Source organism: Fontivita pretiosa, from assembly GCF_050410795.1.
Classification (GTDB): domain Bacteria; phylum Planctomycetota; class Phycisphaerae; order Tepidisphaerales; family Tepidisphaeraceae; genus Fontivita; species Fontivita pretiosa.
Genome location: NZ_CP191258.1, coordinates 122,726 through 149,435, shown reverse-complemented (window position 1 = coordinate 149,435; position 26,710 = coordinate 122,726). Strand labels below are relative to the sequence as shown.

20 protein-coding genes and 1 tRNA gene are annotated in these 26,710 nt (G+C 64.6%); 11 read left to right on the top strand and 10 right to left on the bottom strand.

Going from position 1 to position 26,710, the window contains the following annotated elements:
* Nucleotides 1-242: 242 nt before the first annotated feature.
* The 4 genes from ACQS5P_RS00590 to ACQS5P_RS00575 form a co-directional block, all read right to left on the bottom strand.
* Nucleotides 243-521 (bottom strand): hypothetical protein, encoded by a 279-nt coding sequence (locus ACQS5P_RS00590; RefSeq protein WP_428938962.1) that lies wholly within the window; start codon nucleotides 519-521, stop codon nucleotides 243-245.
* Nucleotides 522-569: 48 nt separating this feature from the next.
* Nucleotides 570-1,301, bottom strand: coding sequence for a hypothetical protein (locus ACQS5P_RS00585; RefSeq protein ID WP_428938961.1), 732 nt, complete (start codon nucleotides 1,299-1,301; stop codon nucleotides 570-572).
* A 38-nt stretch (nucleotides 1,302-1,339) separates the two neighbouring features.
* Entirely contained in the window at nucleotides 1,340-2,323 is a 984-nt protein-coding gene (locus ACQS5P_RS00580) for a TolB family protein (protein WP_428938960.1), read from the bottom strand.
* 430 nt (nucleotides 2,324-2,753) lie between these two features.
* The gene (locus ACQS5P_RS00575) at nucleotides 2,754-3,590 is read right to left on the bottom strand and encodes a DUF4190 domain-containing protein (RefSeq protein WP_428938959.1); all 837 of its coding nucleotides are present in this window, start codon (nucleotides 3,588-3,590) and stop codon (nucleotides 2,754-2,756) included.
* A gap of 135 nt (nucleotides 3,591-3,725) precedes the next feature.
* Here ACQS5P_RS00575 and ACQS5P_RS00570 point away from each other — a divergent pair, with 135 nt between their 5' ends.
* The 5 genes from ACQS5P_RS00570 (at nucleotide 3,726) to ACQS5P_RS00550 (ending at nucleotide 9,352) form a co-directional block, all read left to right on the top strand.
* Nucleotides 3,726-3,917, top strand: coding sequence for a hypothetical protein (locus tag ACQS5P_RS00570; RefSeq protein ID WP_428938958.1), 192 nt, complete (start codon nucleotides 3,726-3,728; stop codon nucleotides 3,915-3,917).
* An 82-nt stretch (nucleotides 3,918-3,999) separates the two neighbouring features.
* Nucleotides 4,000-4,926, top strand: coding sequence for an aldo/keto reductase (locus tag ACQS5P_RS00565; protein ID WP_428938957.1), 927 nt, complete (start codon nucleotides 4,000-4,002; stop codon nucleotides 4,924-4,926).
* Nucleotides 4,927-5,056: 130 nt separating this feature from the next.
* Nucleotides 5,057-5,147, top strand: a tRNA-Ser gene (locus ACQS5P_RS00560).
* Between the two features lie 120 nt (nucleotides 5,148-5,267).
* On the top strand, nucleotides 5,268-7,019 hold the full coding sequence (locus tag ACQS5P_RS00555) for a hypothetical protein (protein WP_428938956.1): 1,752 nt from the start codon (nucleotides 5,268-5,270) through the stop codon (nucleotides 7,017-7,019).
* Nucleotides 7,020-7,159: 140 nt separating this feature from the next.
* Nucleotides 7,160-9,352, top strand: coding sequence for a hypothetical protein (locus ACQS5P_RS00550; RefSeq protein ID WP_428938955.1), 2,193 nt, complete (start codon nucleotides 7,160-7,162; stop codon nucleotides 9,350-9,352).
* Nucleotides 9,353-9,370: 18 nt separating this feature from the next.
* Here the strand turns inward: ACQS5P_RS00550 and ACQS5P_RS00545 are convergent, their stop codons facing one another.
* From ACQS5P_RS00545 to ACQS5P_RS00535, 3 genes are read right to left on the bottom strand one after another with little or no spacing between them, the layout of a single operon-like run.
* Nucleotides 9,371-10,372: a substrate-binding domain-containing protein gene (locus ACQS5P_RS00545; protein WP_428938954.1), complete on the bottom strand. Its 1,002-nt coding sequence runs from the start codon at nucleotides 10,370-10,372 to the stop codon at nucleotides 9,371-9,373.
* The gene (locus tag ACQS5P_RS00540) at nucleotides 10,369-12,789 is read right to left on the bottom strand and encodes an alpha-L-arabinofuranosidase C-terminal domain-containing protein (RefSeq protein ID WP_428938953.1); all 2,421 of its coding nucleotides are present in this window, start codon (nucleotides 12,787-12,789) and stop codon (nucleotides 10,369-10,371) included. Before ACQS5P_RS00540 ends, ACQS5P_RS00545 begins: the two co-directional genes overlap by 4 nt.
* Nucleotides 12,790-12,802: 13 nt before the next feature.
* Entirely contained in the window at nucleotides 12,803-14,359 is a 1,557-nt protein-coding gene (locus tag ACQS5P_RS00535) for a sugar ABC transporter ATP-binding protein (RefSeq protein ID WP_428938952.1), read from the bottom strand.
* A gap of 163 nt (nucleotides 14,360-14,522) precedes the next feature.
* Here ACQS5P_RS00535 and ACQS5P_RS00530 point away from each other — a divergent pair, with 163 nt between their 5' ends.
* The 3 genes from ACQS5P_RS00530 (at nucleotide 14,523) to ACQS5P_RS00520 (ending at nucleotide 21,783) form a co-directional block, all read left to right on the top strand.
* The gene (locus ACQS5P_RS00530) at nucleotides 14,523-16,898 is read left to right on the top strand and encodes a beta-L-arabinofuranosidase domain-containing protein (RefSeq protein WP_428938951.1); all 2,376 of its coding nucleotides are present in this window, start codon (nucleotides 14,523-14,525) and stop codon (nucleotides 16,896-16,898) included.
* 96 nt (nucleotides 16,899-16,994) lie between these two features.
* Complete coding sequence (locus tag ACQS5P_RS00525; RefSeq protein WP_428938950.1) at nucleotides 16,995-20,885, top strand: beta strand repeat-containing protein; 3,891 nt, start codon at nucleotides 16,995-16,997, stop codon at nucleotides 20,883-20,885.
* Between the two features lie 85 nt (nucleotides 20,886-20,970).
* Entirely contained in the window at nucleotides 20,971-21,783 is an 813-nt protein-coding gene (locus tag ACQS5P_RS00520; RefSeq protein ID WP_428938949.1) for a menaquinone biosynthetic enzyme MqnA/MqnD family protein, read from the top strand.
* Between the two features lie 42 nt (nucleotides 21,784-21,825).
* Here ACQS5P_RS00520 and ACQS5P_RS00515 read toward each other — a convergent pair whose 3' ends face one another.
* Entirely contained in the window at nucleotides 21,826-22,551 is a 726-nt protein-coding gene (locus tag ACQS5P_RS00515; RefSeq protein ID WP_428938948.1) for a tyrosine-protein phosphatase, read from the bottom strand.
* 73 nt (nucleotides 22,552-22,624) lie between these two features.
* Here ACQS5P_RS00515 and ACQS5P_RS00510 point away from each other — a divergent pair, with 73 nt between their 5' ends.
* A complete protein-coding gene (locus tag ACQS5P_RS00510; protein ID WP_428938947.1) occupies nucleotides 22,625-23,173 on the top strand; it encodes a pyridoxamine 5'-phosphate oxidase family protein in 549 nt (182 codons plus the stop codon).
* A gap of 17 nt (nucleotides 23,174-23,190) precedes the next feature.
* Here the strand turns inward: ACQS5P_RS00510 and ACQS5P_RS00505 are convergent, their stop codons facing one another.
* Complete coding sequence (locus tag ACQS5P_RS00505; RefSeq protein WP_428938946.1) at nucleotides 23,191-23,730, bottom strand: hypothetical protein; 540 nt, start codon at nucleotides 23,728-23,730, stop codon at nucleotides 23,191-23,193.
* Between the two features lie 48 nt (nucleotides 23,731-23,778).
* Between ACQS5P_RS00505 and ACQS5P_RS00500 the strand changes: the two genes are divergently transcribed.
* Nucleotides 23,779-24,267 carry a flavin reductase family protein gene (locus tag ACQS5P_RS00500; protein ID WP_428938945.1) on the top strand — a complete coding sequence of 163 codons (489 nt, stop codon included), beginning with the start codon at nucleotides 23,779-23,781 and terminating at the stop codon, nucleotides 24,265-24,267.
* A 248-nt stretch (nucleotides 24,268-24,515) separates the two neighbouring features.
* Here ACQS5P_RS00500 and ACQS5P_RS00495 read toward each other — a convergent pair whose 3' ends face one another.
* Nucleotides 24,516-24,956 (bottom strand): CBS domain-containing protein, encoded by a 441-nt coding sequence (locus ACQS5P_RS00495; RefSeq protein WP_428938944.1) that lies wholly within the window; start codon nucleotides 24,954-24,956, stop codon nucleotides 24,516-24,518.
* 164 nt (nucleotides 24,957-25,120) lie between these two features.
* On the opposite strand from ACQS5P_RS00495, the gene der reads away from it, so the two are divergent.
* Nucleotides 25,121-26,638 carry a ribosome biogenesis GTPase Der gene (der, locus tag ACQS5P_RS00490; protein ID WP_428938943.1) on the top strand — a complete coding sequence of 506 codons (1,518 nt, stop codon included), beginning with the start codon at nucleotides 25,121-25,123 and terminating at the stop codon, nucleotides 26,636-26,638.
* The last annotated feature ends 72 nt before the right edge of the window (nucleotides 26,639-26,710 follow it).

Below are 26,710 nucleotides of genomic sequence, written 5' to 3'. Positions count from 1 at the left end.
CGCAGATGGACATTCCGGTGACGCATGCCACGCGCGCCTCGGGCGGCGACACAACAGACCCCGCGCGTTGGCCCATTGCCGCAGGCCACTCCGCGGCCGGCGGCGAGACAAACTGCTGCTCGGTTGTCTCAGTCGGCGAAGACTGTGGGAGGTGAGATGGACCCTGCTGATCGCGGATTGCCGATTGCCGATCTGCCTTCAGATCCGAATCCGCAAATCCCTGATCGCAAATCCGATAACTCTCACGCAGCTTTCTTCGGCAAAAAGCCCTTCAATTCTTTGGCCAAATGCTGCCCGAGCTGATGCGAGAGGACGGCGGCGTCGAACCAGTCGAAGGCGACGTCGCGACGGTTGACCAGCTCGATCAGCGCGTCCAGGACTTTGGCCTCCTGTCCGACTTCATATCGGAAACAGAAGTGGTGCTTGCCCTTCACCAGCGACAGCGTGCGGCATTCGACCTGTCCCGCGGGCGTCGATGCCGGCGGCTGTGGCTGCGATTGATGCGTATCCCGTTGCCCCATATCCCAGTCCTCGGTTAATCCGTCTCGTTGCCCCGCGCACGGGCGAAGCTATCGGCCGGCGGCGGCCCGGTCGATCAGCTCCGCGATCAACCGGTGATAAACAAACCCGCAATAGCGATCCATGTTCACGAAGTATTCCTTGCTTCCGAGCGGGCCCTGCGGGTCGTTGCGTCCCTCGGCATACAGAAGCAATTGTTGCCTCACCGAGCCGTTGGCGGCATCGAACATTCCCACGACCTGCACAACGTCTGACGGCGATTGCCCCGGCGGGGGCAGCGACTGTTGCGGCGGCGGGGAGGCTCGCCTCGCCAGCTCGCGAACATCAATTGCCGCCGGACGGGCGAACGAACCCGGTGCCGCCAGCAACTGCAACGCGGCGCCCAGCTTCGGCGGGTCGTACGGGTCGTACGCCGTCACCGTCGTCACCACCAGCCCGTCGCAGCCCAGCAGATCGCACACCAGAGCCGCCTGCTCCGGCGACTGAACCTTCTCGATCCGCAGGCTGGCGTACACCTCGGCCACCCGGTTCACCGGAATCGCCGTGATCCCGCGAACCTGCTGGAGCTGCTGATACACCAGATCGCCCTGGAGCAGCGGATCCACCTGATCCTGCCCGCTCAGATTGATCGCGGGCGCCACGGCCCAGACCTGGGTTCTCGTGCCTGGCCAGGCCAGCGGACGCTCCGTGCCGTAGGGCTTGGGCTTCTGAGCGCAGCCCACCGCAACCATTGCGATGCAGGCGCACAGCCTTAAAACGATCCATCCATGGTTCTGGTTCATCGCCTCATCCATGAAGCGCCGGCGGGGCACGTGCGATCCTACGGCTCCACCTGCTGTGTATCGGTTTTGACGGTGGCGGTGCTGAGCGTCTGATCAGCCCGGGCCGACCAGATGCACTCCGTCCCGCCGCGGTCGCTGACAAAATAGATCCGGTTGTCGCTGCCCCAGAACGGCGTGGCGTAGAGGCCCGCGCCGTCGGTGATCCGCCGGCGGTTGGTTCCATCCGCATTGACCGTCCAGATGTCCTGCTGCTGTGTGCGTGGCCGGTTGTCGCTATAGCGTCCCGGCTCGACGATGGTCACGAAGCTGAGCTTCGTGCCGTCCGGACTCCAGCTCGGCGAGACGATCGCGGCGTTGGAGCTGACGGCAACCTCCGTCACCCGCCGCGCCTCGCCGTCAACCAGATCCAGAGTCCACAGGCTGAACCACCGCGATCCCCGCGCCCGTGCTTTCTGAAACGCGATCTGGTCCTTCTGCCGATTCGGCGACCAGACCGGAAACAGCCCATAGCCGATCATCCGCCTCTGGCCGTCGCTCAGGTTGACCGTCCACAGCTCCCACTGCCCGCTGCGGTTGCTCATGGCGCAGTAGACCAGCCGCTGTCCGTCCGGGCTGAAGCTGGGATGGATTTCGTGCATCGGGCCGCTGGTGATCTGCACCGGATTCTTTCCGTCGGCGTCCATCAGGTAGATGTCCCAGTTTCCGCCGCGGGTGGAGCAGAAGGCGATCCTGCTGCCGTCGGGACTGAACACGGGAAACGCATCGTCGGCCTCGTCGCTGGTAAGTTGCGTCACCGACAGCCCGTCCACTTTCTGCATGTAGATGTCGGAATGCTCCGAGTGCCGAGTGCTGGAAAAGACCAGCCACTTTCCGGTCGGGTCCAGCGCCACGTCCATGTCGTAGCCGTCGTCGAGGTAGGTGTGCTGCTGGAAGCCGGCCTCGGCGAAGCGCGTCGTGGCGGAGCGCTGCACGCCGTCGAACTCGCCAAAGACATTGACCTTCGGCGACGGTGGAACACCCATCAATGGATCAAACGAAGGCGACGTCATCGCCTGGATTTGCGCCGGCGCGATCGAGCCGTCCGTCTTCGACGAGTCCGCTCGTGACGGGGACGCGGGCGCATGTTTCCCGGAGCATCCGGCGGCGGTGGCGAGGACGGTCACAAACGCAGCTCCGATCAGTGCCCAGTTCAGCCTCCGGCGCGCGCGGCCGGGGCGGCGCGTCTTCCTGGCGGTGGTCATGGTCAGCCTCGTCAGCGTCATGCGATTCTGCGGCACGGGACACAACGTCCCCTTCCGCGTATCGGCTTGATGCCAACGGGCGCTGAGCTATCGGTCCGACCAACGCTGTCACGGAAATTATCGGACGCCTCGGCAGATGCCCTTGAAATTCCCCGGATCGCATTGGCAGTCCCCCAGAGACGGCGTGGATGTGCTTCTCGGCTGGCGGTCGTTATTGCCCGCCGGGCGGGGGCGGACCTTGCGGCTGCGCCGAGCGCTGCTGCATTTGCTGCGGCGTCAGGAAGATCGACTGGAAATACCCTTCGATGTCTTCGAACACCCATTGCCCCTGGCTGGTCTTGCTGAACAGCGCCGCGCGACGATCATCTTCCTGTGACTTTTCAAGGTCCACCAGAATCATCCCCCGCCCGTAGTACACGCCGGTTTGCGGATCGCGCTCCACATCCACGATCCCCGTGGATCGTACACCCAGCACCTTGCCGTAGTAGGGGCTGCTGGTCATGCGGCTCAACAGGTTCAGGAAATCTTCCTTGCGCACGCGCTGGTGAAATCGCGGGCTGAACTGCTCCCAGACTGCCTCAAAGTCGCCGCGACTGAGGTTCTGTCCGAACTGTTCGATCAGGGCGATGATCTTTCCGCGTTCCTGACGGACCTCTCGCAGGTGCAACAGCTTGCCCCCTCCCACGGCGCCCAGAAAACCCAGTCCCAGCAGAATCCCGATCAGCGCGATTCCCCGTCCCGTTTGTGTGCCGGCGCTGTTTCGGATCTGGCGAATGGCGATGATGCCACTGACCACCGCCGCCAGCGGCAGCACCAGCAGCACTTCGCTCAGGACCGCGCCGAAGCTGAGCAAGCCGAGGATGATGGCGGCGACAGCGGTGGCGTTGATCGCAACGTACTCGGCGCTGCCAAGCCCGGCGGTGCGAGACATCTTGTGCAGCTTGGCCAACGGATCGTCGCCCGGCTGCCCGTTGCCCCCGGGCGCCGCGCCGCTCGCCGCCAGCGCGCCGGCTTGCCCCTGCGGCCGATCTGTTGTGCCTTCGCTCATTGCTTCGACCGTTCCACTACATCTGGTCTTGGCCACTGGCCTCAAGTTGGCTCGGACGTCTGACCGATTCACCTAGTCGGCAGAATTCACGGCATCGGCCAACCGGCCCGGCACCGTCGCGAAAGTAAACACCCCATGACCAAACGTCAACTGATTGAGCAGATTCGGCAGATCAACACCTCGGCCCAGCCGCAGTTCCTGGCTCAGTTCGACGACGCGGCCCTGAAGCAATACCTGGAGCATCTCCAGGCCGCCCAGAAGCGGGTGCTGCGAATCAGCGGCTGGGTGCGCGATCCGCGGCACCGCAAGCTTAGGCTGGTTTCATAGCCCGCGGCTTTCGCACCCGCGGCGAAGCGCCCGACAGTTTTGGACGCTGGCGCGCCGCACGTGGGGGCGTACAATGCCGGGCATGGAAAAGCGACCGCTGGGACGAACAGGATTCTCGGTTTCGGTGGTGGGTTTCGGCGCCGCGCCGGCGGCGTTTCTCAAGGCCGACGCGCAACGCATCGCCCAAATGCTCAACCAACTGCTCGACGCTGGCGTCAATGTCATCGATACCGCCGCCAGCTATCCGGGCTCCGAGCAGTTCATCGGCGAATACCTCAGCCCACGCCGCAAGGACTTCGTGCTCATCTCCAAGTGTGGCCAGCAGGTGGACGGGCTGACCGCCCCCGCCTGGTCGCGGCAGATCGTGCTCCAGAGCGTCGATCGCGCGTTGCGGCTGCTGCGCACCGACGTCATCGACGTGATGCTGCTGCACAGTTGCGACCTTCAAACGCTGAAGAGCGGCGATGCTTTGGACGGGCTGCTTGAAGCCAGACGTGCCGGCAAGATCCGCTTCGCCGGCTACAGCGGCGACAACGACGCCGCCGCCTACGCCGCGACACTGCCCGATGTCCATGTCGTGGAAATGTCCATCAACATCTGTGATCAGGCCAATATTGACGTGGCTTTGCCGGTGGCCCGGAAGAACAACGTCGGAGTGATCGCCAAGCGCCCCATCGCCAACGCCGCGTGGAAGGGCCTGGACCAGCAGCCGGGCATGTACCGCGACTATGCCAAGCCCTATGTGGAGCGGCTGGGGAAGATGGGGCTTACCCCGAAGGATTTGGGCTTTGAGGGCGATCCGGCGCAGGTCTGGCCGGAGATCGCGCTGCGTTTCACGCTCAGCCAGCCGGGCGTCAGTACCGCCATCATTGGCACGACCAACCTGCAGAATGCGATGGCGAATCTGGCATATGCCCGCAAAGGCCCACTGCCGCCGCAGGTGATCCAGAAGATCCGCGACGCCTTCCGCGCTGCGGCTCCCGCCGAGGGCTGGCCGGGGCTGACCTGAGCTGGCCTGTCCCGGCCTGCCCGCCCGGCAAGCTCTCTCCGCACAGAGCGCCCTGGAGGTGGATTTCCTCCAGCGCCGGCTTGCCTTTTGCGATCTCATTGCTTAGCTTTGCGTATAATTCAAAGCGTACGGAGAGATGGCCGAGAGGCTGAAGGCGACGGTTTGCTAAACCGTTATACGGGGTCAAACCCGTATCCGGGGTTCGAATCCCCGTCTCTCCGCTTGCCCGCCATGGCACCCTGGATGGTCGGCCGGTGCCGGCACCTGTCGGCCCCCGTTTGCCCGGGCCGATTTCGCGACGCCTGTGTTCCCAATGAAAATCGCGGGTAGACTTGCTGCGGATGACCGAACGCGGCGGCGCACGAACTCTGCTTGTCGGACTTTTGCTCCTGGGAGCGTGCGTCTTTTCTGCCGGCATCAACTGGGGATTGCCTTCACGCCAGATCGACCCCATCCTGTTCTCTGATCGTCCTGTCTGGACCGGCCAGCAGATCGCACAACTGGCGGGGGAGCGAGAACCGGGCCAGCGGATCGGGGCGGATGTGGACCCCAACCCCATCGCCCGCCGCGACGTGCCGGTCGTCCTCAACGATACCGACGCCGCCCGCGCTGAAATCATCCGTCGTTTCCGCCTGTACACTTCTCAGCCCGACGAGATGATCACCATGATGGCGCTGGCGTCGATGCGCCCCAGCCAGGGCGATTTCGACCCGAAGCTGTATCAGTACGGCGGATTGTGGGTCTATCCCGTCGCAGCGCTGATCAAGCTGACGCTCAACCCCTCGGCAAGCCAGAGCTGGTACCTGGATCACCCCGAGCAGTTCGCCCGTTTCTACATCGTGGCCAGACTCTATACCGTTGGCTGGGCGCTGATTGGGCTGGCGGCGGTGTTCGGCATCGCGCGGACGGCGGGCGGGGGACTGCTCGCCGCCGCCGTCGCCGGCCTGCTCTACATCTTCATGCCGGTGGTCGTGAACCTCTCGCACGAAGCCAAGCCGCACCTGCCCGGGGCGGTGCTGATGCTGCTTGCCGCAATGGCGGCGGGCCGATTCGTCAACAGCGGCGCCACGCGATGGTGGATGGTCGCCGCCGTCCTGTGCGGCGCGGCGATGGGGATGGTCCTCTCCGGGCTGCTGGCCTTGCTGATCCCGCCGATCATGGTGCTGCTGCGCCCGATGACCTGGGCCAGACGCGCCCGCATCGTGCTGGCCTCGGGAGCAATCGCCGTCGCCGTCTACTTCGCCACCAATCCTTACGTGCTGGTGCATCTGCTGGGCGATCGCGCCGTGCTGGAGTCGAACCTGCGAAACACCCGGGCGATGTATGAAGTCGGCCGCGTGCTGGAAGGCGCCGTCAATGCCGCAAAGCTCATGATCGAAGGCGCATCGCCACTGGTCATGCTGGTGGGGCTGCTGGGGGCGGTGCTGATCTGGCGCAGCAGCGCCGCACCCCACGCGGCTGTGCTGCGCATTCTTTCTGCCGTGTCGGCGGTGATTGTCGTGCAATTCATGCTTCTGGCCGCGGGAAAGCCTGGCGAGTACGGGCGGTTCGCGGTGCTGCCGGACATCGTGCTGGGGATTTGCGCCGCGGTGCTGGCGGGGCGGGCGCGGATTCGCACGTTTGAAAGAGTTCAGGTCGTCGTGATCCTCGTGGCCTTGACGGTGTTGCCCGGCATCATCTACCTGCGCGGCTTCGTCCGCGACGCCACCGGCGCCGCCCGACGCATCGAAGATGCCATGCTGCTGGAAGGACTGAAACAACTGGGCGCGCGGCGGCTGGGGATTTGGGCCGAGCCGGCGCCGTATTCGCTTCCTCCGCTGGATCTGTTCCACTGGCAGATCGTGCTTCTGCCACGCGGTTCTGATCCCCTGGCCGCACAGGCCGACGCGCAATACGACGTGCTGCTCCGCCCGGTCGATGTGCTGCGAACACAGCCCGCGACGGCGGGACATCGCTACCGCCTGATCTCGCAGCGCACCTTCGATGACCTGTTCCCAGCGCGGATCAGTTGGGCCGCCAAACCCTTTGAAATCTGGGTCCGGGCCGATCTGCTTCAGGTGTCCACCGGCCTAACCACAGCTTCGTCCCCATGATCCCGGCCAGAACCATGCGGGCCATCCGGCGGTGTGGCATGGAATCGATCGCGCTCCTGGCCGGGGCGGGCTTTACTTGCCGCGGCGGCGAAGGGAAGATGGCCAGGGCCGCAGCTTAACCATCAACAGGGAGGACCGTCATGCGCCGTCTGCCCATCACCGTGCTCACTGTGCTCAGCCTTGTCGTTCCGGTCCTTGGACAACCGCTGGCCGATCAAGTGCCCGAGGACGCGATGCTATACCTGGCCTGGTGCGGCGCCGACTCGCTGCCTCCGGAGTACGCGCAATCGCATCTGAAGGCGCTGCTCGATGCCTCGAGAATCCGCGAGCTGTTCACGCAGTTCCTTCCGCAGGCGGGGCAGAAACTCATCGAACAGGAGCCGGGTTCGCGGCAGGCGGTCCAGATGATTCAGGCGCTTTCCAAGCCGCTGTGGAAATATCCCACCGCGATCTATTTCGCGGGGATGGACACGCGCAACTTCCGTCGGCCAACGCCCAGGCTCGCGGTGATCTGCCGGGCCGGCAATGACGCGGAATCGGTGCAGCAGCAGTTGGCGAAGCTGCTGGCACAGGCGGGCGATGCCGACGATGCGGTGCGTGCGTTCCGGCGAGAGGGTCTGGTCGGGCTGCTCGTCGGCTACGCCGACGAGGCGGAGGCGCTTGCCGGCGACGCTCGCCGCGACCTGCTGCACTCGCCCGCGTTCGTGGCGGCGATGAAGCGGCAGCCGCACAAGCAGCCGGTCAGCGTCGTCTATGTCGATTTTGAACGCGTCATCGCGATGATCGAACAGCTCGCGCAGCAGCAGGACGATGTTCAGGCTCAGCAGACCGTGCCGAAGGTGATCGACGCACTGGGTCTGCGCGGGCTGAAACGGCTGATTCGCACATCGGGCTTTGATGGCCCGGACTGGCTGACGCAGACCTTCATCGAGGCTCCGGCGCCGCGCAAGGGGCTTTTGGAAGGCCTGTCGGACGAAGCGATTTCGCCGGAGCTGCTCAAGGCCATTCCCGCCGACGCCACCTTCGCTGCGGTGGGGCAGTTCGATGCCGCCAGGCTCATCACGCGGCTGCGTGAAATCGCCGGGCAGATCGACCCGCAGGCGCAGCGAGTGTTCGATCAGGTTCTGGGCGGGGTGCAGCTTGCCATTGCCAAAAACCCAGTCACAGATGTGCTGGAGCCGCTGGGGCGACAGTGGGCGGCGTACTGCTCGCCTTCGGTGGCGGGCAACGGGTTGCTCGGGGTCGTCATCGTCAATCGGCTTGACGATCCGGCCAAAGCCGCTTCGGCACTGCCCACCGCCATGGTCAACCTGAGCAACTGGGGCGCTGTGGCGTTGAACAGCATTCAGGCGGGCGTGCAGATCCGCCTGCGCAACACGAAGATCGACGGGATGACCGTGTACTATGTGGGTCTGCCGATCATCGCACCGGCGTGGGTCATTCGAGACGGATACCTGTACATGGGTCTGTATCCGCAGTCGGCGGCGGCGGGGGCGCGGTGGCTGTCGCGCGGGCAGCCGTCGATCGAAAGCAACCAGGACTTCGTGGCGCTGCGCAAGCGTCTGGGCGTGGCCGAGCCGGTGGCGTTCAGCTTCTATGACCTGCCGGAAACGGCGCTGCGGGGCACGATGTATCAGCAGTTCATGTTGCTGGGCCGTTACGGGGGCTTTGCCGACCTGTTCGGCATCCCACTGCCCGAGCCGCTGCTGCCGCCGCTGGATGTGCTCGCCCAGCACATCGCGCCCGCCGGTTCCGTCTCCTGGGTTGACGACGCCGGTTATTACACGCGGGCCATCAGTCCCTTCCCGGGCAGCACGCTGCTTTCCGAGCCGGGGATGCTCACCAACGGCGCCCCGGCGGCCGGCGCGATGATGGTCAGCATCCTCCTGCCGTCGCTGAACCGCGCCCGCGAGACGGCCAACCGGGTCAAGTGTGCCGCGAACATGCGTCAGATCGGCCAGGCGATGCTCCTGCACTGCAACGAACACGGCGGGCAGTATCCGCAGGCGCTGGGTGAACTGCTGACGCAGGAGTTGTCACCGCAGGTCTTCATCTGCCCATCGAGCCGCACGCAGCTCCCGCCGCAAATCGCCGCCGCTGATCTTCAGTCGCAGATTGCCTGGGTGAACGCCAACTCCGACTATGTTTACCTTGGCGCCGGCAAGCGAGTCGCCGCGCTGGGAGAACGAGACATCCTGCTGTACGAGAAGCCCGACAATCACAACCACGACGGCATGAACATCACCTACGCCGACGGACACGTGGAGTTCGAGCCGATGGCGGCGGCGATGCAGGAGCTTGAGCATATCGGGGCGACGCCGCCGCAGCCGTAGCTCGCCGCGGAAGCTGCATCAGTACCTGCGGCTGTGGATGACCGCGGCGGCCTGGGACTGGTCGTAGACTCCTTCTTCCACGGCGATGCGTTTGGGCAGCGGCTCGCCGCGCATCAGCTTCTCGACGGCATCGAAGAGCTGCGGGCCGATCAGCGGGTTGCACTCGACGGTGCAGTTGAGCTTGCCCGCGACCATCGCTTCAAATGCGCCTTTCACACCGTCGATCGAAACGATGATGATGTCCTGCCCGGGCTTTCGGCCGACTTCCTCGATCGCCTGGATCGCGCCCAGCGCCATGTCGTCGTTGTGCGCGAACAGCGCATTGATCTGCGGTCCTTCCGGGCTCTTGAGGAAGGCTTCCATCACTTCCTTGCCGCCGCTGCGTGTGAAGTCGCCGGTCTGGCTCTTGATGATCCTCATCTGGGGATATCGCTCGAGAACCTCGCGGAAGCCCTTGGCCCGATCGTTGGCCGGGGCGCTGCCGGTGGTGCCCTGAAGCTCGGCGATGTTCGCCTGGCCGTTCATCTTTTTGGCCAGCCATTCGGCGGCGCGGCGACCTTCCTCGACGAAATCCGAGCCGATGAACGTGACGTACATCGACTCATCCACATCGGGTCTGCGGTCGGCGACGATCACCGGAATGCCCGCAGCGCGGATCTCCTGCATGACCGGACCCCACCCGGTCTCGATCACCGGAGAAAACATGATCACATCCACCTTTTGGGCGATGAATGACCGCAGCGCCTTGATCTGGTTTTCCTGCTTCTGCTGGGCGTCGGAAAATCGCAGGTCAATACCGCGTCGCTCGGCCTCTTCGCGGATCGATCGGGTGTTGGCGGTTCGCCAGGCGCTTTCAGCGCCGATCTGGGAGAATCCCACGACCAGTTTTTTGCCGCCGGAGGCCGACGGTTGCGTTGCCGACGCGCCCGACCGCTCGCCGGCGCGATCGCACGCCGCCAGCGCCATCGAGATCCACAGCCCCATCGCCAGCAGTACCGCACGCTTCATGCACCTGTTCATTTGGAAGCTCCTCTGATTCGCACGACATTCACGGAGTTGGCCGGGAAATCGCAAGTGAACCGGTCGGCGACGCCGTCGATCCGTTTCTGCATCGGCGCGACCCTGGTCGGCTGCTCGAACGAGTTTTCGTCGGTGGGATTTTCGCCGGTCAGCACCGTGATGGATCCGACCGGATCGACGCTGGTCAGTCCCTGGAGGCTGATCGCGGCGGGCTGCGGCTGATTGGCCGCGTTGACGACCTTGAGGATGATTTGCCCGTCGTCGTCGCGCGCGGCGGTGGCGAACAGCGTCCGGGGCGACGTGTAGTTCGCCTCGTGGATCAGAGCTCCATCCAGATAGCAGCGAACCGCCGGGCCTTTGACTTCCACTCGCACGTCATACCAGCGACCGGTTTCGATCGAGCCGTTCACCGACTCTCCGACACGGCCGTTGTTGGCGCCGTCGGCAAAATGCTCGATGCCGTGGCGTGTGTTGCCCCATCCGCCGATGTTCCACCAGGTGTAGTTGCGTGCGTCGCCGACGTGGAAGAGGATCAGGAATCCTTCCGCGCCGCCGAGCTTGCGAGCCTTGAGGCTGAGGGTGTAATCGGACCATCCCGGATCGCCGGCAAAGGCGATTGCCCCGCGCGGGTTGCCGGTCTGACGCAGCAGCCCGTCCCTGGCTTCCCACTGGCCGCGGTCGGTCGTCCAGCCCTCGATGCCTCGGGTGAAATCGGATTCGAACAGTGTCTGTCCTTCGCGCTGGACTTTGATGTCCCTGAATTCGGCCTGCGTCAGCCACGCGCCCACACCGATGGCGCCTTTGGGCTGCGGCGGGGTCAGTGTCTGCTGGACATCGGTCGGCAGCAGCACCCGCCCACGATTCTCGGCGAACAGCTTCTGCACGTAATAGCTGGGCGTGCCGTAGACACGGGATGCATCGAAATAGATCAGATCCGGGTTCCAGGCTTTGTAGGCGACGTGCGCCAGCAGCGGGGCATAGCTGGCCATGATGACGATGTCGCTGTTGCGTTCGATGCCGGTCATGAAGGCGGCCTCGGCGACGGCGGCGCGGAGATTGCCCGTGCCGGCGCCCTGCGTGACCGCAAACTCGCCGACGTAGATCTTCGGTCCGGCGCGGTCGTAGGAGTCGTATCGGTCCGCATTGCGCAGGAAAAACGCCGCCGAGCTGTAATAGTGCTCATCGAGGATCTCGACCGGCCGGTTCGTCGGGCGCCCGCCAGCCCAGAAGTTGGCGATGATCTTCATCTGCGGATACTTGGCCTTGATCGCGTCGTAGAACAGGGCGTAACGCTCGTAGTAAAGCGGCCCGCCGTTTTCGTTGCCGATCTGGATGTACTTGAGGTTGAACGGCTGGGGATGCCCGGCCCGGGCGCGCAGCGAGCCCCATTGGCTGTCTGGCGGTCCGTTGGCGTACTCGATCGCATCCAGCGCATCCTGCACGTAGGGCAGCATCTGCTCCATGGGCACGTGGTCGCGATGCGCCATGCCGCAGTTGATCACGAACAGCGGCTCGGCGCCCAGGTCTTCGCACAGTTGCAGGTACTCATGGAATCCCAGCCCATGGGTCGAGCAGTAGCCCCAGATATTGCGGTGATTCCGCCGCTGCGACAGCTCGCCGATCGTCTGTTTCCAGCGGTAGGCCAGCTCCATCCGCTCGCCTTCGACCCAGCACCCGCCGGGGAATCGCACGAACGCCGGCCGCAGCTCGAGCAGGAACTGTGCCAGGTCGGCGCGCAGTCCGTTGGGGCGATTCTTGAAAGTGCCGGTCGGAAAGAGGCTGACCATGTCGAGCCAGACCGTGCCGCGCGCGGCGGTGGGGGAGATGACCAGCCTGGCGTCGTGCGAAGTCTGGCTGGGGGTGAGCATCACCTGTGACTGCTCCCAGCGCGAGCTCAGGGTGCGCGTGACGCCGCTGGCCAGCACCTGGCTGCCGTCGCGGGTTTCAATACTGACGGCAAGCGGTCCCTGATAGTCGTCATCCGCACATGCCTGAAGTGTGAGGATGTACGCTTCGCCGCCGCGCACCGCCATGCCCTTAAAGCCATGGTTTGCCACGCCAAGCCGTCCATCGCCTTTGCTGCGAACCGTCAGTTTCAGCGCGCGTCCGTTGCGCTCATTCAATGGACGAGTGGTATCGATGGCGATCTCGCCATCGGCATCGCCGGACCTGATCAGCTCCCAGCCCTCGGGCTTGTCGGAATCCTCGAAGGATCGGTTCAGGATCATCTCGGCGTAGAGTCCTCCATCGCCGGCCCGGTTGATCTCCTCAAAGAAGATGCCCCACAGCGACTGGGGAATCTGCTGGGCCGGACGATCAGCGTGGACGGTGATGGCGGCGGGCTGGGCGGCCTGAAGCGCCGCGGCCAGCCACATCACCACGATCGGCACAAGCGACAATTTCCGAAACCCATTCATCTTCACCTCGGCATTAGGTTGACGCGGACTGTTTGAATCGCGGTTCGTGGGCATCTGAACCGGCGATGGTCGCCATGATGCGCTGTTCGTTGATCTGCTCGCCTGTCAGCTCGGCGATCTTGCGCCGGTCGCGCAGCACCGCCACACGCTGACTGCTGCGGACGATTTCTTCCAGCTCGGCGGAGACGAAAATGATCGCCATGCCCTCGCGGCGCAACTGTTCGATGAGTCTGGCGATCTCGAACTTGGCGCCGACGTCGATGCCTCGGGTCGGCTCATCCAGCAGCAGCAGCTTCGGGCGGCTCAGGAGCCATCGGGCCAGGATCGCCTTCTGCTGATTTCCGCCGCTGAGGAACTTGACAGGCTGTTCGGCGTGCGGGGTGGCGATGTTCAGCGCCCGGATGAACTGCTCGGCCAGTTGCTGCTGTCGCCAGCGTCGCAGCGGCCGAATCCAGCCTCGCTGCCCCTGGAGCACCAGAATGATGTTCTCCCGCAGCGACAGATCGGGAATGATGCCGGAGGTCTTGCGGTCCTCGGGACACAGACCCAGCCCAAGCCGGATGGCGTTGCGAGGCGTGTGTCGGCGGCGATTGACGGTGCTGCCGGCGATACGCAGCGTGCCGCAATCAGCGCGGTCGATCCCGAACAGCAGGCGCACCATCTGGCTTCGCCCCGAACCCAGCAGCCCCGCCAGGCCCAGCACTTCGCCGCCGCTAAGCTCCAGGTCGAACGGCTCGATCGAGCCGCTGCGTCCCAGGCCCCGAGCCTGGAGAAGTGGCGGTTGCCGGGTGTCATCGGCCGGCGCGGCGCGCTCCTGCTGCATGGCCTGCACTTCCGAGGCCTGCCTGCCCATCATGCGCGCGATCAGCTCGATCCGCGGCAGTGCGGCCGTTTCATACGTGCCCACCAGCCGACCGTTGCGCAGCACCGTGATCCGCCCGCTGACCTGATAAACCTGTTCCAGGAAGTGCGTGACGAAGATGATGCCCAATCCCTGCCCGGCCAGACGACGCATCACGGAAAAGAGCTGCCGCGTCTCGGCGGCGTCCAGACTGGCTGTAGGCTCGTCCAGGATCAGCACGCTGGCGCGGATGTCCAGGGCGCGGGCGATGGCCACCATCTGCTGGATCGCGATCGGATAGTCATCCAGCGGGCGCGTCACGTCGATGTCGATATCCAGCCGCCGCATCGCTTCGGAGGCGCGCAGGTTCATTGCTCGCCAGGCGATCTGCCCGAAGCGTCGGGGCTGGCGGCCAAGGTAGATATTTTCCGCCACCGACAGTCCCGGGATCAGGTTGACCTCCTGATACACGGTGCTGATGCCAAGGCTCTGGGCATGATGAGGAGAGCGCGGTTCGATCGGCGTGCCGTTGAGTCGAATGACTCCAGCGTCGCGACGGTACACGCCGGTGAGCACCTTGATCAGCGTGGATTTTCCGGCCCCGTTTTCTCCCATCAGTGCGTGGATCTCGCCGGCCTTCAGCACAAAATCCACCCCGTCCAGCGCGCGCACGCCCGGAAATGACTTGCTGATTCCCTCGGCCACCAACAGCGCTGGCTGTTCCATCATCGGCCTGTTCCCCGGTCCGCTGCCGGCCGCAGTGTAATGGATTGTCCCGGATCGTTTCCAGATCATCCGATCTGGCGCCAGTCCGGCGACTGCTGGACCAGCCACTCCACAGATTGAAGCACGCGCGGCGCTGTGTTCAAATCCGCAGATTCGGAGATTGCTTATGAGCTGGATTCCCCTGTTGATCTCGGCGGCGGCGATTGGCGTGTTGACAGCGGCTTTTGCGAACGGGCAAGACGCCGGACTGCGCCCGCCGGTTGTGCCGCTTGCAGCCCGGCCGTTTGATCTGGCCGACGTTCGACTGCTCGACGGGCCATTCAAGGTGGCGCAGGACCTGGATGAGCAGTGGCTGCTGAAGATCGATGCGGACCGGCTGCTGTCCGGCTACCGTTCCGAAGCGGGACTGGAGCCCAAAGCGCCTAAGTATGGCGGGTGGGAAAGCAGATCGATCGGCGGGCATTCGCTGGGACACTACCTGTCGGCGTTGTCGCTGATGTACGCGGCGACAGGCAAACAACCGTTGCTTCAGCGCGTCTCCTACATCGTCGATGAGCTGGCCGAGTGCCAGCGGGCCCACGGCGACGGCTATTTAAGCGGCATTCCCAACGGCAAGCCGGTCTTCGCCGAGGTCGCCCAGGGCCAGATTCGTTCCAAAGGCTTCGATCTCAACGGGCTGTGGGTTCCGTGGTACACGCAGCACAAGCTCATGGCCGGGCTGCGCGATGCATACCTGTACTGCGGCAACGCCACGGCGCGGGAAGTGCTCGTGAAACTGGCCGACTGGACGCTGGGCATCACTGACCGTCTCACCGAAGAGCAGCTTCAGCAGATGCTGGCCTGCGAGCATGGCGGGATGAACGAAGTGGCGGCGGACGTGTACGCGATCACCGCAGATCCAAAGTACCTGACGCTGGCGAGGCGCTTTCATCACAAGGCGATTCTGGATCCACTGGCCGAGGGTCGCGACATCCTCCCCGGCAAGCACGCCAACACGCAGATTCCCAAGCTGATCGGGCTGGCCCGGCAGTATGAGCTGACCGGCCGGGAGAGCGACCGCGCCGCCGCCGAGTTCTTCTGGCGGACCGTTGTCGAGCATCACACCTACGTCAACGGGGGCAACAGCCTCAATGAGCACTTTGGCCCCCCGGACGTGCTGGCCGGGAGACTCAACGGCAACACCGCCGAGACATGCAATGTCTACAACATGCTCAAGCTTACCGGCCACGTGTTCGCGTGGACTGCCGACCCCACATGCATCGAGTATTACGAGCGGGCGATGTTGAACCATATCCTGGCGTCGCAGCACCGCAAGACCGGGCAGGTGCTGTATTACCTCCCGCTGAAGACCGGATCGAAAAAGAAGTTCCAAAGTCTTTTCGACGATTGGACCTGCTGCGTCGGAACCGGCATGGAGAATCACGCCCGCTATGGCGAAAGCGTCTATTTCCGCGGTTCGGACGACTCGACGCTGTACATCAACCTGTTCATTGCCTCGGAACTGAACTGGCGCGCTAAGGGAATAGTCATCCGGCAACAGACGCAGTTTCCCGAATCCGACAGCGTGAAGCTGGTCGTCAGCCAGGCATCGCAATCGACACCGCTGGCGATCAAGCTCAGGCACCCGCGCTGGGCGCCCAGCATCGAGATCCGAATCAATGGACAGCAGCAATCGGTCGACTCATCGCCCGGAAGTTTCCTGACGATCCGGCGAACGTGGAACGCCGGGGACACGATCGAGCTGAAGCTGCCGATGGCGCTGCGCAGCGAATCGCCCGCGGATGATGCCAACAAGATATCGGTTTTTCGCGGGCCGGTGCTGCTGGCTGGAGAAATCGGCCAGGATGTCGATCCGGCGCTGGTTCCGGCGCTGCTCGTGCACGCCAGGCCGCCGCAGCAATGGCTTGTGGCAACGGATCAGAGCGGACTGAGCTGGAGGAGCGTCGGCGTGGGCCGCCCGACGGACCTGAGCTTTCGCCCGCTGTACCAGATCACTGACTCGCGCTATGGCGTGTACTGGGACGTGTTCACGCCCGAGCAGTGGGCGGCGCGCGAGGCGGAGTATCGCGCCGAGCTGGCGCGGCAAGCGGAGATCGAACGCCGCACCATCGACTTCTTCCAGCCCGGCGAAATGCAGCCGGAGCGGGATCACAACTTCACCGGCGAAAAGACCCGTACCGGGGAACACGCCGGACGCAAATGGCGCGACTGTACCGATGGCGGATTCTTCAGCTTCGACATGAAGGTAGATCCGCAGCAGCCGGTCGAGCTGGTCTGCACCTACTGGGGAAGCGACGGCGGCGATCATCCCAGGGAGTTTGACATTTTCGTCGATGGCCAGAAGCTGGCGACGCAGAAACTTTCCCGCGACCACCCGGACCGATTCTTCGATGTGGTCTACCCAATTCCCCGGGAGCTTACCGCCGGAAAACAGAAAGTTTCCGTGCGATTTTGCCCGCTTTCCGGTAAGATCGCCGGTGGCTTGTACGGGTGTCGTACCCTCCGCCCGCTCCGCCCGGAACAGGGCATGCCAGGTGGGTGATCAGGCGGTCGCTGGCTCGTGGACATGGTGTACAGTGTGTTGGACCAGGTGCTCGGTCCCGTGCACCCGGAGTCTTACCCCGCTGGAGGAAATGCAATGCAGCGCAGCAGCAGGATTCGCAACAGGGAGAAGCTGTCACTTCGCATCGCCGCCGGCAGAGCCTGTGCCGGCCTGGGGGCCTTGATCGTTGCCGTCGCGGTCCCGGCTGGCGCCCGCGGCGACATCACCACCGGATTGACACATTATTACACCTTCGACGAAAGCTCCGGGACCACGGCGTTCGATACCGGGTCGTCGCCCAGCAATGGCACGCTCAATGGCGGGGTCGCGATCGCCATTCCGGGCGTTGTCGGCAACGCCTACTACTTCGACGGGATCAACGACTACGTCAACACCAACAGCGCCGCGTGGATTCCCGCCAGCGGGGAGTTCAGCCTCTTCATGTTCGTTCAGACCAGCGCCTCGCTGATCAACGGGGCAGAACGCTACCTGGCGTCGAACAACAACGCGCAGGGCGGGCAGGCGAACCTGGGCGTGATTGACAGCAGCGGCATCGCCGGCACCGATACCTCGCCATTCTGGTCTCACGACGGCGCAGGCACGACGGCGCTGCACAGCAACATCGACATCGCCGACGGGCGCGTTCATCTTCTGGGCGTGACCCGCACCGCCGCCGGTACTGTAACGCTTTACGTCGATAACGTGCCTATCGCGGCGACAACGCTGGACACCGGCTCGATCTCGACGGGGGTGAACTGGCTGATCGGCGCCCGCGCCACCGCGGCGCCGTCGGCGTTTTTCAACGGCGTGATCGATGACGTGCGCGTCTATAATCGCGCGCTGCCGGGGGGCGATGTGGGTGAACTGCTGAGCCTGGCGGCGCCGGCGACGGGCACCGCGTGGGACGGCGGCGGCGTCAATGCCAACTGGAGCACCGCCGCCAACTGGGCCGGCGACGTGATCCCGGACTTTCTCGGCCCGGCGGGCGCACCGATCCGCTTCACCGCCGGCGCAGCTCAGACCGTCTCCAACAACGACATCGTCAACGCGAAAGTGGCGGGGCTGACGTTCGAAGATACGACCTCGCCGTCGTTCACGATCACGGGCAATGGCTTCACGCTCAATGCTCTGACGTCGATCGCCAACTACACCGACGTTCCGCAGACGGTCAACACCACCGGCGCCATCGTGATGCAGCTCGCCACCATCGACGCCGCCGTCGCGCCGCTGATCATCGGCAGCCCGCTGAACGTCGGCACGCTCGGCACCGCCACGCTCCGCGGAATCGCGACCCTCACGATCAACGGCCAGATCAGCGGCTCGGCCAACATCGACAAGCGAGATGAGGGGGACCTGCATCTGAACAACGCCAGCAACAACTTCACCGGGACGCTGACGGCGTGGGACGGCGTGGTCTTCGCCAGCAGCGCCGGCGCGCTGGGACCGGCATCGGGCACGATCGCGACCGGCGGCGGGATGCACGCCGGACAGTTCAATCTCAGCGGCGTGAGCACCGCCAAGCGCGTCAATCTTGGCGCGCGCGTCGGCGAGCCTCAGACCGTCGTGCCCTCGATCGTCAGCAGCGGCAACGTCACCCTCAGCGGTCCGCTGAGCATCATCGGCGGCGGAACGCTGGTCGGACTCCAGGCCAACGCGCCGCTGACCATCAGCGGCAACGTCACCAACAACACCGCCAGCGGCGATTCCATCACCCTGGTTCTTGATGGCGTCGGGGATGGCACGATCTCCGGGGCCATCTCCAACGGCACGGGCACGGGGCAATTCGGCGTGACCAAGATCGGCACGGGCACCTGGACCCTGGCCAGCTTCGCCAACACCTTCACCGGGCCGACCAACATCCTGGCTGGCACGCTGAAAGTGCGCAACGCGCCGCTTCCCAGCAGCCCCATCAGCCGCTCGACGATCACCATCAACCCCGGCGCCACGCTGGATGTCAGCGCGATCCCCGGCTACGAGCTTCAGTCGGGTCAGACGCTTCGCGGCGGCGGCAGGGTGCTCGGATCGCTCACCGCCTATGACGATTCGGCGATCGTCGTCGGCGATGACGCGCTGGGCAATCACGTCGGCACGCTCAGCGTCCAGGGCAATCTGACCATCTGGAATGCCTTTGCGCCGGCCACCGCGGGCAACAACCTCAACTTCGACCTGTCGGCCACGCCGAATGTCGTCGGCGCGGGTGTCAATGACCTGCTTGAGGTCAGCGGTACGCTGACGCTGGATTCGCTGGCCGGGCCGATCCTGTTCAACATCAACCCCATCGATGGCGCGCTGGGCACGGGAACCTACACGCTGATTACGCACGCGGGCGGTACGCTTGCGGCGACGATGAGCGTGCAACTGGCCGGCGGCAACACGAAGTACCGCGGGCTGCCCGTGGTCAAGGCCGATGTGCCCGGCGTGGTCTACCTCGATACCAGCTCCGTCACCGCGCCGCTGAGCCTGACCTGGACCGGCGGAGCGCCGGGCGCCGCCACCCGCTGGGACACCAACGGCGCCGCCAACTTCAACGGCGGGACGCAGAAGTTCTTCTGGGGCGACAGCGTGACGTTCGATGACACGGCCACGACCGGCACGGTGGAGCTGCTTGGCGAGCTGCGGCCGGCGGCGATCAACGTCAACAACGGTACGCTGAACTATGCGTTCAACAGCAGCGCCGGCAGCATTTCCGGCAGCGCCGTGCTGACCAAGAGCGGCGCTGGAAACCTTCTCATCAATGATGCGAATAACTGGAACTGGACCGGGGCGATGGTGATCAATGGCGGGGCGGTTCAGGTCAACCACATCAAGGCGCTGCCGCTGCCGACGGATCCGGCCGGACTTGCCGGCGCCGTGACGCTCAATGGCGGCACGCTGCGCTACAACAGCGGCAGCAGCGCCGTCGCCAGCCAGTCGATCACGCTGGGTCCGGGCGGCGGGACGATCGAAGTCAACGGCACCGGAACGCTTGCGCTGGCCAGCACCGGGGCTGGGATCGCGTTTACCGGGACGGGCGCGCGGGTGTTGACGCTTGGCGGCGCAACCGCGGGAACGAACGTGCTGGGCGCGGCGATCACCGATGATGCCTCCGGCTCCACGGCGCTGGTGAAAAACGGTTCCACGGGCTGGACGATCAGCGGCGATGTGGCACACACCGGCGGAACGACGGTCAACGCCGGCACGCTCACGGCTCCGCGGCTCGGGTACTACGGCGGCAACGGCTTCGGGCCGATCGCGATCAACGGCGGGACAGCGCGGGTGACCGCCAAGCCGGCGGCCAACGACTTCAGCGGCACGACGGTCGCCTCGGTTCTGACCATCGCCGGCGGCGCTACGCCCACCGCCCGGCTGGACCTGAACAACAACAGCATGATCATCGTCAGCGGGGATCTGGGCACAACCACAGCTCAGATCAAAACCGCTCTGGAGAATGGCGGCAACTTCGACTGGCAGGGGCCGGGCATCGGCTCGACGCAGGCCAACGTCCAGAACTCCACCGCCGGAAGCTTTCTGTATGGTCTGGGCGTGTTGCTGAACGACCTGACGCAAGTCGGCGGAAGTGGGCCGATCTACACCGACTTTGCCGGTGTGAGCGGCCTGGGCGGCGGAGAAGTCCTGATCAAGTTCACGTATTTCGGCGACGCCGACCTCAGTGGCTCGATCGACGCCACCGACTACTCGCTGATCGACAACGGGTACGTCAACACGTTGAGCGGCTGGATCAACGGTGACTTTGACTACAGCGGTGTCATTGACGCCACCGACTATGCCCTGATTGACAATGCATACGTGAATCAGGCCGGTCCGCTTGCGGAGGCTCTGATCGCCGAGCACACCAAGCTGTTCGGCGGCGAGTACGTGGCGGCATTGCGAGCGGTGCAGGCGGGGGTGATTCCGGAGCCGGCGTCGCTGGGACTGTTGCTCGGTGCAGCCTGGTCGCTTCAGCGCCCGCGCAGAGCGCAGAATCGCAGATCAGCCGACAGCCATTGAGGCGAGGCGTTTTTAGCGGTTTCAGTTCTGCTGAAAGATGCCTCTGGCCGATGACGTCACGGTCACGATGTGATATCAACGGGCCGTGCGCGAAGCGAGGAACCACGACCGGTCCAGGCGGCTGCGCGTGGCGTGTGTGAGCTATCTGAACTCCCGGCCGCTGATCTGGGGGCTGGAGCAGGATCCGGGCATCGAGCTGCTTCTGGATGTGCCGGCCAGGCTCATCGAGCATCTGCGCGACGGCACGGCCGAGGTGGCGCTGCTGCCGTCGATCGATTACCAGCGACTGGCGGGGCTGCGGATCGTGCCCAGCGGCGGCATCGGCTGTGACGGGCACACGCTGACGGTGCGCATCTTCTGTCGCCGACCAATCGAGCAGGTGCGGACGCTGGCCTGCGACCCGGACAGCCACACCTCCGTGGCGCTGGCGCGGATCATTCTGGCCGAGCGATACGGCCTGCGGCCGGAGTTTGTCGATCTGGCACGTGCCTGTGGCCGGGATGACGAGGCGCGATTGCTGATCGGCGACAAGGTGGTGTGCGAGGAGCCGGCGGGGTTCGAGCATCAGTACGATCTGGGAGATGAATGGAAGCAGCTCACGGGGCTGCCGTTTGTCTTCGCGGTGTGGATGGCGCGAGCGGGGGTGGAGCTGGGCGATTTGCCGACGCGCCTTGAGCAGGCCAGGCGCGCGGGGCGCGAGCACGTCGAGCAGATCATCCATCGCGACGCGGTGCCGCGGGGATGGCCGCCGCATTTGGCGCGGCAGTATCTCACGGAGTATCTCAAATACGACATTGGCCCGTTGCAGCTTCGCGCGATTGCGCGGTTTCACGAGCTGGCGGCCAAACATGGGGTGATCGACGTTCCGTCGCCGCTGCGGGTGTACGCTGCGAAGTGAGGGGTCAAACTGCGCGGCCGCCGACGCCCCTGGCAGGGCGAATTATCCGGCACTCTCGGGCAGGAGTTTGCGGGGATTTTCGCAGGTCAGGCGATCGATGAGCTGCGGGCCGGCCAGCGCGATCGCGTTGTTCAGCCCCTGAAGCCGTGTGTGCAGCCCTTGGACGTTGTGCGTGTCGCTGCCGAGCAGGAAATAGCGGCCTTCGAGCAGGTACTGTTCGGCGATACGTCGGGTGTCGGCGTCGGGATGATCGGCAAAGCACTGAAGATTGCCCTGAAGCAGCAGGCCCATGTCCGCGAATCGCCGGGCCAGGGTTGGATCGAGCTGCACTGCCCGCATCCGCTCGGGATGCGCCAGGATCACCGTCAGCCCCATGTTCTGGAGCCACTTGACCGCCGGAGCGAAAAATTCCGGCAACCGGTCGGCCCACATGTCCACCAGGATGTACCGATCGGCCAGGGCCATGCTGATGATCCGCTGTGGCGGTGTGTGCGTGACGGCGGGATGAAGGTTGAGTTCTGCTCCGGGCAGAAGCGCCAGGGGGATGCCCATCGCCGCAAGCTGATCCTGGAGCTGAGCGGTCCACTGCACCAGCGACTGGCGTGTCTGCCGCTGATCGGTGGGCCAGACGTGTGGCGTGCAGAAGCAGTGGGAGTATCCGGCGGCCACGAGCATGCGGGCACACTGGATCGACTCTTCCAGGGTGGGACAACCATCATCGACGCCGGGGATCAGGTGGCAGTGAACGTCTATGCGTTTGGCCGTCATGTTGGAATCGAATCATAAGGCCAGTCGCGGCACTTTCGCCAAGCTCGCCGGCGAAGCATAATGGGAAAAGTCTATGCAGTGGCTGGACGAGCTTGGCAATTCGGTAAGGCGTGAATTCGGTGATTCGCCAAAGCTGATGGTGCTGGCGACGGTGGATCGCAGCGGGGCGCCACACGCGCGGATGGTGGTTTGCCGGCGCATCGACGAAGAGGGGCGTTTGTACGTGGCCACCGACGCGCGGACGGAAAAGGCTGCGCAGCTTCGTGGCGAAAGGCGTGTGGAGGCGGTGTTCTGGTTGCCCTCGCAGCAGACACAGTTTCGCATCAGTGGCGAAGCAAAGATTGTCGCCTTTGCCGAAGACGAGACACTTCGACGCCAGCTCTGGCGAGAGTTGAACGATCAGGCGCGGGCGATGTTCTTCTGGCCGACACCGGGAATCGCCCGCTCGACGGATGACGTGTTTGCCCAGGCGGTGTCGGCGGATGTTCCGCCGCCGCAGGCGTTCGAGGTGCTGATCATCGAGCCTCGCCAGGTGGACCGGCTGTCGCTGGACAGCCATCCGCATCGCCGGCGCGTCTGGCGTGCCGACGCCAAGTGGGCGCCGGTGGATGTCAACCCGTAGGCCGGGCTGTGAAAGGTTCAGGTCGAACCATCGCCGAGGGTGGAGAAATCGGGCGGGGTGGTTGGTTGCTGAGAGATGGACCGCCGAATCTCCGCGGACAATTGTACAGCACGCAGCCAGAAGTAGACGGCCGCGCACCCGGCCAGTATGGCCAGCAGAGCGTACGCCGCCGCTCGCGTCCCCCAGCCGGCGGCAAGCAGTTGTCGCACGGCCGTCACGGCAAGCTGCACGCCCGCAACCGCGCAGCCGCCGGCGGCAATCAGCGCGTAGGATCGGCTGCGATAGGTGGCGCGGCGCATCGCGGCCAGCCGCTGGATACGCAAGGCATCAAGCTCGCCGCCGAGCGTGATCGGAGCCGGTTCCAGCTCCTGGGGCGTTTCCGTCTGTGTCGATGATGGCTGCTGCGGATCGGGAAGCAACAGGTCGGCCCGGCAGTGCGGACAGGTAATGAACCCCGCCGAAACGGCGGATGACGATGCGCTTCCGACATCGATCACGCTCCCGCAGGCCGGACATTGCAGCCACTGCGGCGATGGCGGGCATTGCGGATCGGACATGAGCTTTACCGTAGCAGCAACGCAGCGCTTCGGCTACAAAACCACGCAATGGACCAGAGCAAAACGGATGAACAGGCGATTGGCAAGGCGCTGGGCCGGGTGCCCAGCGGCGTTTTCGTGCTGACGGCCAAACACGGCCCGGCGGTGGGGGCGATGCTGGCGTCGTGGGTTCAGCAGGCCAGCTTCAAGCCGCCGGCAGTGTCAGTGGCGATCGCCAGGGGTCGACCGATTGCCCAGCTCATTCGCGACAGCGGACGACTGGCCCTGTCGATCCTGCCCGACGAAGACCGGTCGCTGATGAAGCATTACGCCAGGTTGAAGCCGGGCGAGGACCCGTTCGCGGGCATCAGCACCCGCCCCGCGCCCAGCGGCGTGCCGATCCTGGCCGATGCACTGGCGTTTCTCGACTGCGTGCTGCTGAGCACGCACGAGTTCGGCGGGGACCACGAGCTTTTCATCGCCCGCGTAACCGCAGGACAGATGCTTCGCCAGGGGATGGCCTTTACTCACCAGCGGGGCAGCGGCTTGCATTACTGATCCGAGAGCCGATCGGCTGAAGCTCGGGAACAACGAGCAAATCCAAGAGGTACAGACGGGTTCGGCGGCCCGGCTTGCGGGGCGAGTTGACGCGCATGCAATGAGTTTGTCCGCCCGCGACATGGCCGGCGCCGCGGAGGACAACCACTCCGCTGGCATCCGGGGCATCATGTCGGTACATGGCGGACGATTCGGCGCACGCGAGCAGGTTGCCTCGCCCCGCAAGCCGAGCCGCTGACTGCCTGATCCTACGCCCGTCCGAAGATGTAGTCGTTCAGGAAGGTGATCGTCGCCTCCTGATTCGAAGCGTAATATGCGTTGACGTCGCCGATCGAAACCATGCCGTGGAGTTGCCCGTCCCGATCGCAGACGGGCAGGTGGCGAATTCGCCGCTGTTTCATGATGGCGCTGACTTCGTCCAGGTCGGTATCCGGCGGACAGCAGATAACCTCGCGGGTCATGACCTCGGCGATGCGCGTGGTTGCCGGATCCCGCCCGGCGCCTACGACGCGGGTCAGCACGTCGCGTTCGGTGAAGATGCCCACGACCTGGGCATCCTCCATGACCACCAGCGCTCCGAGCTTGTGCTGGTTCATCTTCTGTACAGCCTGGAGTACCGTTGCCTGAGGACTGGTCGAGTGAACGGTGGTGCTACCCTTGGCGGCAAGGACGTCCTGAACGGTCGGCATGAGACAGCTCCTGTGGGCGAAAGTCCTTGTGTTATGTGCTCGACCCCCCAAATCATTACTTGATTTGTCCACCTGCACGACTGAGAGAATTGTGCCAAACAACCCGTGACAATTGCAACATTGTGAATTTAATCTCAGACCGAACATCATAAACTTGGTTTGCCATGCCCAACCGAATGCCCACCATCGCGATCGTCGGCCGGCCAAACGTCGGCAAGTCCAGCCTGTTGAACGCGCTGGCGGGGCGGCGGATCAGCATCGTGCAGGATGTGCCCGGCGTGACGCGGGACCGCGTCAGCGCACCGATCCAGATCGCAGGCAAATGGGTCGAGCTGGTGGACACCGGGGGGTACGGGTTCGTCGATCCGGATGCGCTTACCGAGCACATCCAGCAGCAGATCGAGATCGCCATGTCCCGCGCTGACCTGGTCCTGTTCGTCGTCGATGCCGCCGACGGGCTCACCGCCGCCGATGAGGAAATCGCCCGGCTGCTGCGCAAAAGGGGGGTCAAGACGCTGCTGGTGGCCAACAAGGCCGACAGCCCGCGCGCCGACGTGTCGCTGGCGGAGTTCGCCCGACTGGGCTTCGGCACGCCGATCGGCGTTTCGGCGTTGAATGCCCGGAACATCGACCAGCTTGTGCAGGCCATCGCCGCCAACATCGACCTGGACAAGGCGCCTGCGCAGCTTCCCGAGCCGCAGCTTCTGGTCGCGATCGTCGGCAAGCGCAACGCCGGCAAGAGCACGCTGGTCAACGCCATCGCCAGGCTCTATGAGGACGATCCACAACGCGTGATCGTATCGGAGGTGCCCGGAACCACCCGCGACAGCATCGATGTGCGCTTTGAGAAGGACGGCAAGACGCTGGTCGTGATCGACACCGCAGGCGTGCGCAAGAAGCGGCAGATGGTCACGCACGACCTGGAGTTCTACAGCTTCCACCGCGCCCAGCGCTCCATCCGCCGGGCCGATGTGGTCATGATGCTCATCGACGGCACCGAACCGCTCAGCGAGCCGGACCGCAAGCTCAGCCAGTACATCGCCGAGCAGTACAAGCCGGTGCTGCTGGTGGTGAACAAGTGGGACCTGTCGCTCGCCAAGGCGCGGCAGATCCGCGCCGGCACGCCCGAGGAGAACATCAGCGATGAGAAACTGATGCAGGAGTTCGAGCAGTACCTGCACACGGAGATGCCGCACCTGAGCTTCGCGCCGGTGGCGTTTGTCACCGCCACCGAAGGCAAGAACGTGCAGGCGGCGCTGGACATGGCGCAGCATCTGTTCAAGCAGGCCAATCAGCGGATCGGCACCGGGCGGCTGAACGCGGTCATCAAACAGATCTTCGAGCAGCGGATGCCCAGCACGCCGCGCGGGCAGAGGCCCAAGATCCTGTATGCGACGCAGGTGGACGTGGCCCCGCCCACCATCGTGCTGTTTGTGAACAATCCCGAGCTGTTCGATGCCAACTATCAGCGCTTCATCGTGAACCGGTTTCGAGAGCTGTTGCCCTTCGGGCAGGTTCCGATCCGGCTGCTGATCCGGGGCAGGGACGAACGTCAGATCGAGTCGCAGCGGGGCAGCGGCGGGCAGGAGTCGCAACCGCCCGCCTACGGCGGACAGCGTCCCGCAGAATCGTTCCCCCAGCCACAGCGCCCATCACCCATCGATCAGAACCCGCAGCAATAGCTCCGTTGCGGTACAATCTCCGCAAACGCATTCGTCACCGGCAACTCGCACTGTGTTGGAGGGCATACCGGT

Coding starts and splice junctions, on each gene's coding strand:
- ACQS5P_RS00515 (WP_428938948.1), bottom strand. CDS start 22,551: ATGACGGCCAAACGCATAGACGTTCACTGCCACCTGATCCCCGGCGTC.
- ACQS5P_RS00540 (WP_428938953.1), bottom strand. CDS start 12,789: ATGAATGGGTTTCGGAAATTGTCGCTTGTGCCGATCGTGGTGATGTGG.
- ACQS5P_RS00590 (WP_428938962.1), bottom strand. CDS start 521: ATGGGGCAACGGGATACGCATCAATCGCAGCCACAGCCGCCGGCATCG.
- ACQS5P_RS00495 (WP_428938944.1), bottom strand. CDS start 24,956: ATGCCGACCGTTCAGGACGTCCTTGCCGCCAAGGGTAGCACCACCGTT.
- ACQS5P_RS00550 (WP_428938955.1), top strand. CDS start 7,160: ATGCGCCGTCTGCCCATCACCGTGCTCACTGTGCTCAGCCTTGTCGTT.
- ACQS5P_RS00545 (WP_428938954.1), bottom strand. CDS start 10,372: ATGAACAGGTGCATGAAGCGTGCGGTACTGCTGGCGATGGGGCTGTGG.
- ACQS5P_RS00575 (WP_428938959.1), bottom strand. CDS start 3,590: ATGAGCGAAGGCACAACAGATCGGCCGCAGGGGCAAGCCGGCGCGCTG.
- ACQS5P_RS00570 (WP_428938958.1), top strand. CDS start 3,726: ATGACCAAACGTCAACTGATTGAGCAGATTCGGCAGATCAACACCTCG.
- ACQS5P_RS00530 (WP_428938951.1), top strand. CDS start 14,523: ATGAGCTGGATTCCCCTGTTGATCTCGGCGGCGGCGATTGGCGTGTTG.
- ACQS5P_RS00535 (WP_428938952.1), bottom strand. CDS start 14,359: ATGATGGAACAGCCAGCGCTGTTGGTGGCCGAGGGAATCAGCAAGTCA.
- ACQS5P_RS00505 (WP_428938946.1), bottom strand. CDS start 23,730: ATGTCCGATCCGCAATGCCCGCCATCGCCGCAGTGGCTGCAATGTCCG.
- ACQS5P_RS00555 (WP_428938956.1), top strand. CDS start 5,268: ATGACCGAACGCGGCGGCGCACGAACTCTGCTTGTCGGACTTTTGCTC.
- ACQS5P_RS00510 (WP_428938947.1), top strand. CDS start 22,625: ATGCAGTGGCTGGACGAGCTTGGCAATTCGGTAAGGCGTGAATTCGGT.
- ACQS5P_RS00500 (WP_428938945.1), top strand. CDS start 23,779: ATGGACCAGAGCAAAACGGATGAACAGGCGATTGGCAAGGCGCTGGGC.
- der (WP_428938943.1), top strand. CDS start 25,121: ATGCCCAACCGAATGCCCACCATCGCGATCGTCGGCCGGCCAAACGTC.
- ACQS5P_RS00565 (WP_428938957.1), top strand. CDS start 4,000: ATGGAAAAGCGACCGCTGGGACGAACAGGATTCTCGGTTTCGGTGGTG.
- ACQS5P_RS00525 (WP_428938950.1), top strand. CDS start 16,995: ATGCAGCGCAGCAGCAGGATTCGCAACAGGGAGAAGCTGTCACTTCGC.
- ACQS5P_RS00585 (WP_428938961.1), bottom strand. CDS start 1,301: ATGAACCAGAACCATGGATGGATCGTTTTAAGGCTGTGCGCCTGCATC.
- ACQS5P_RS00580 (WP_428938960.1), bottom strand. CDS start 2,323: ATGGGTGTTCCACCGTCGCCGAAGGTCAATGTCTTTGGCGAGTTCGAC.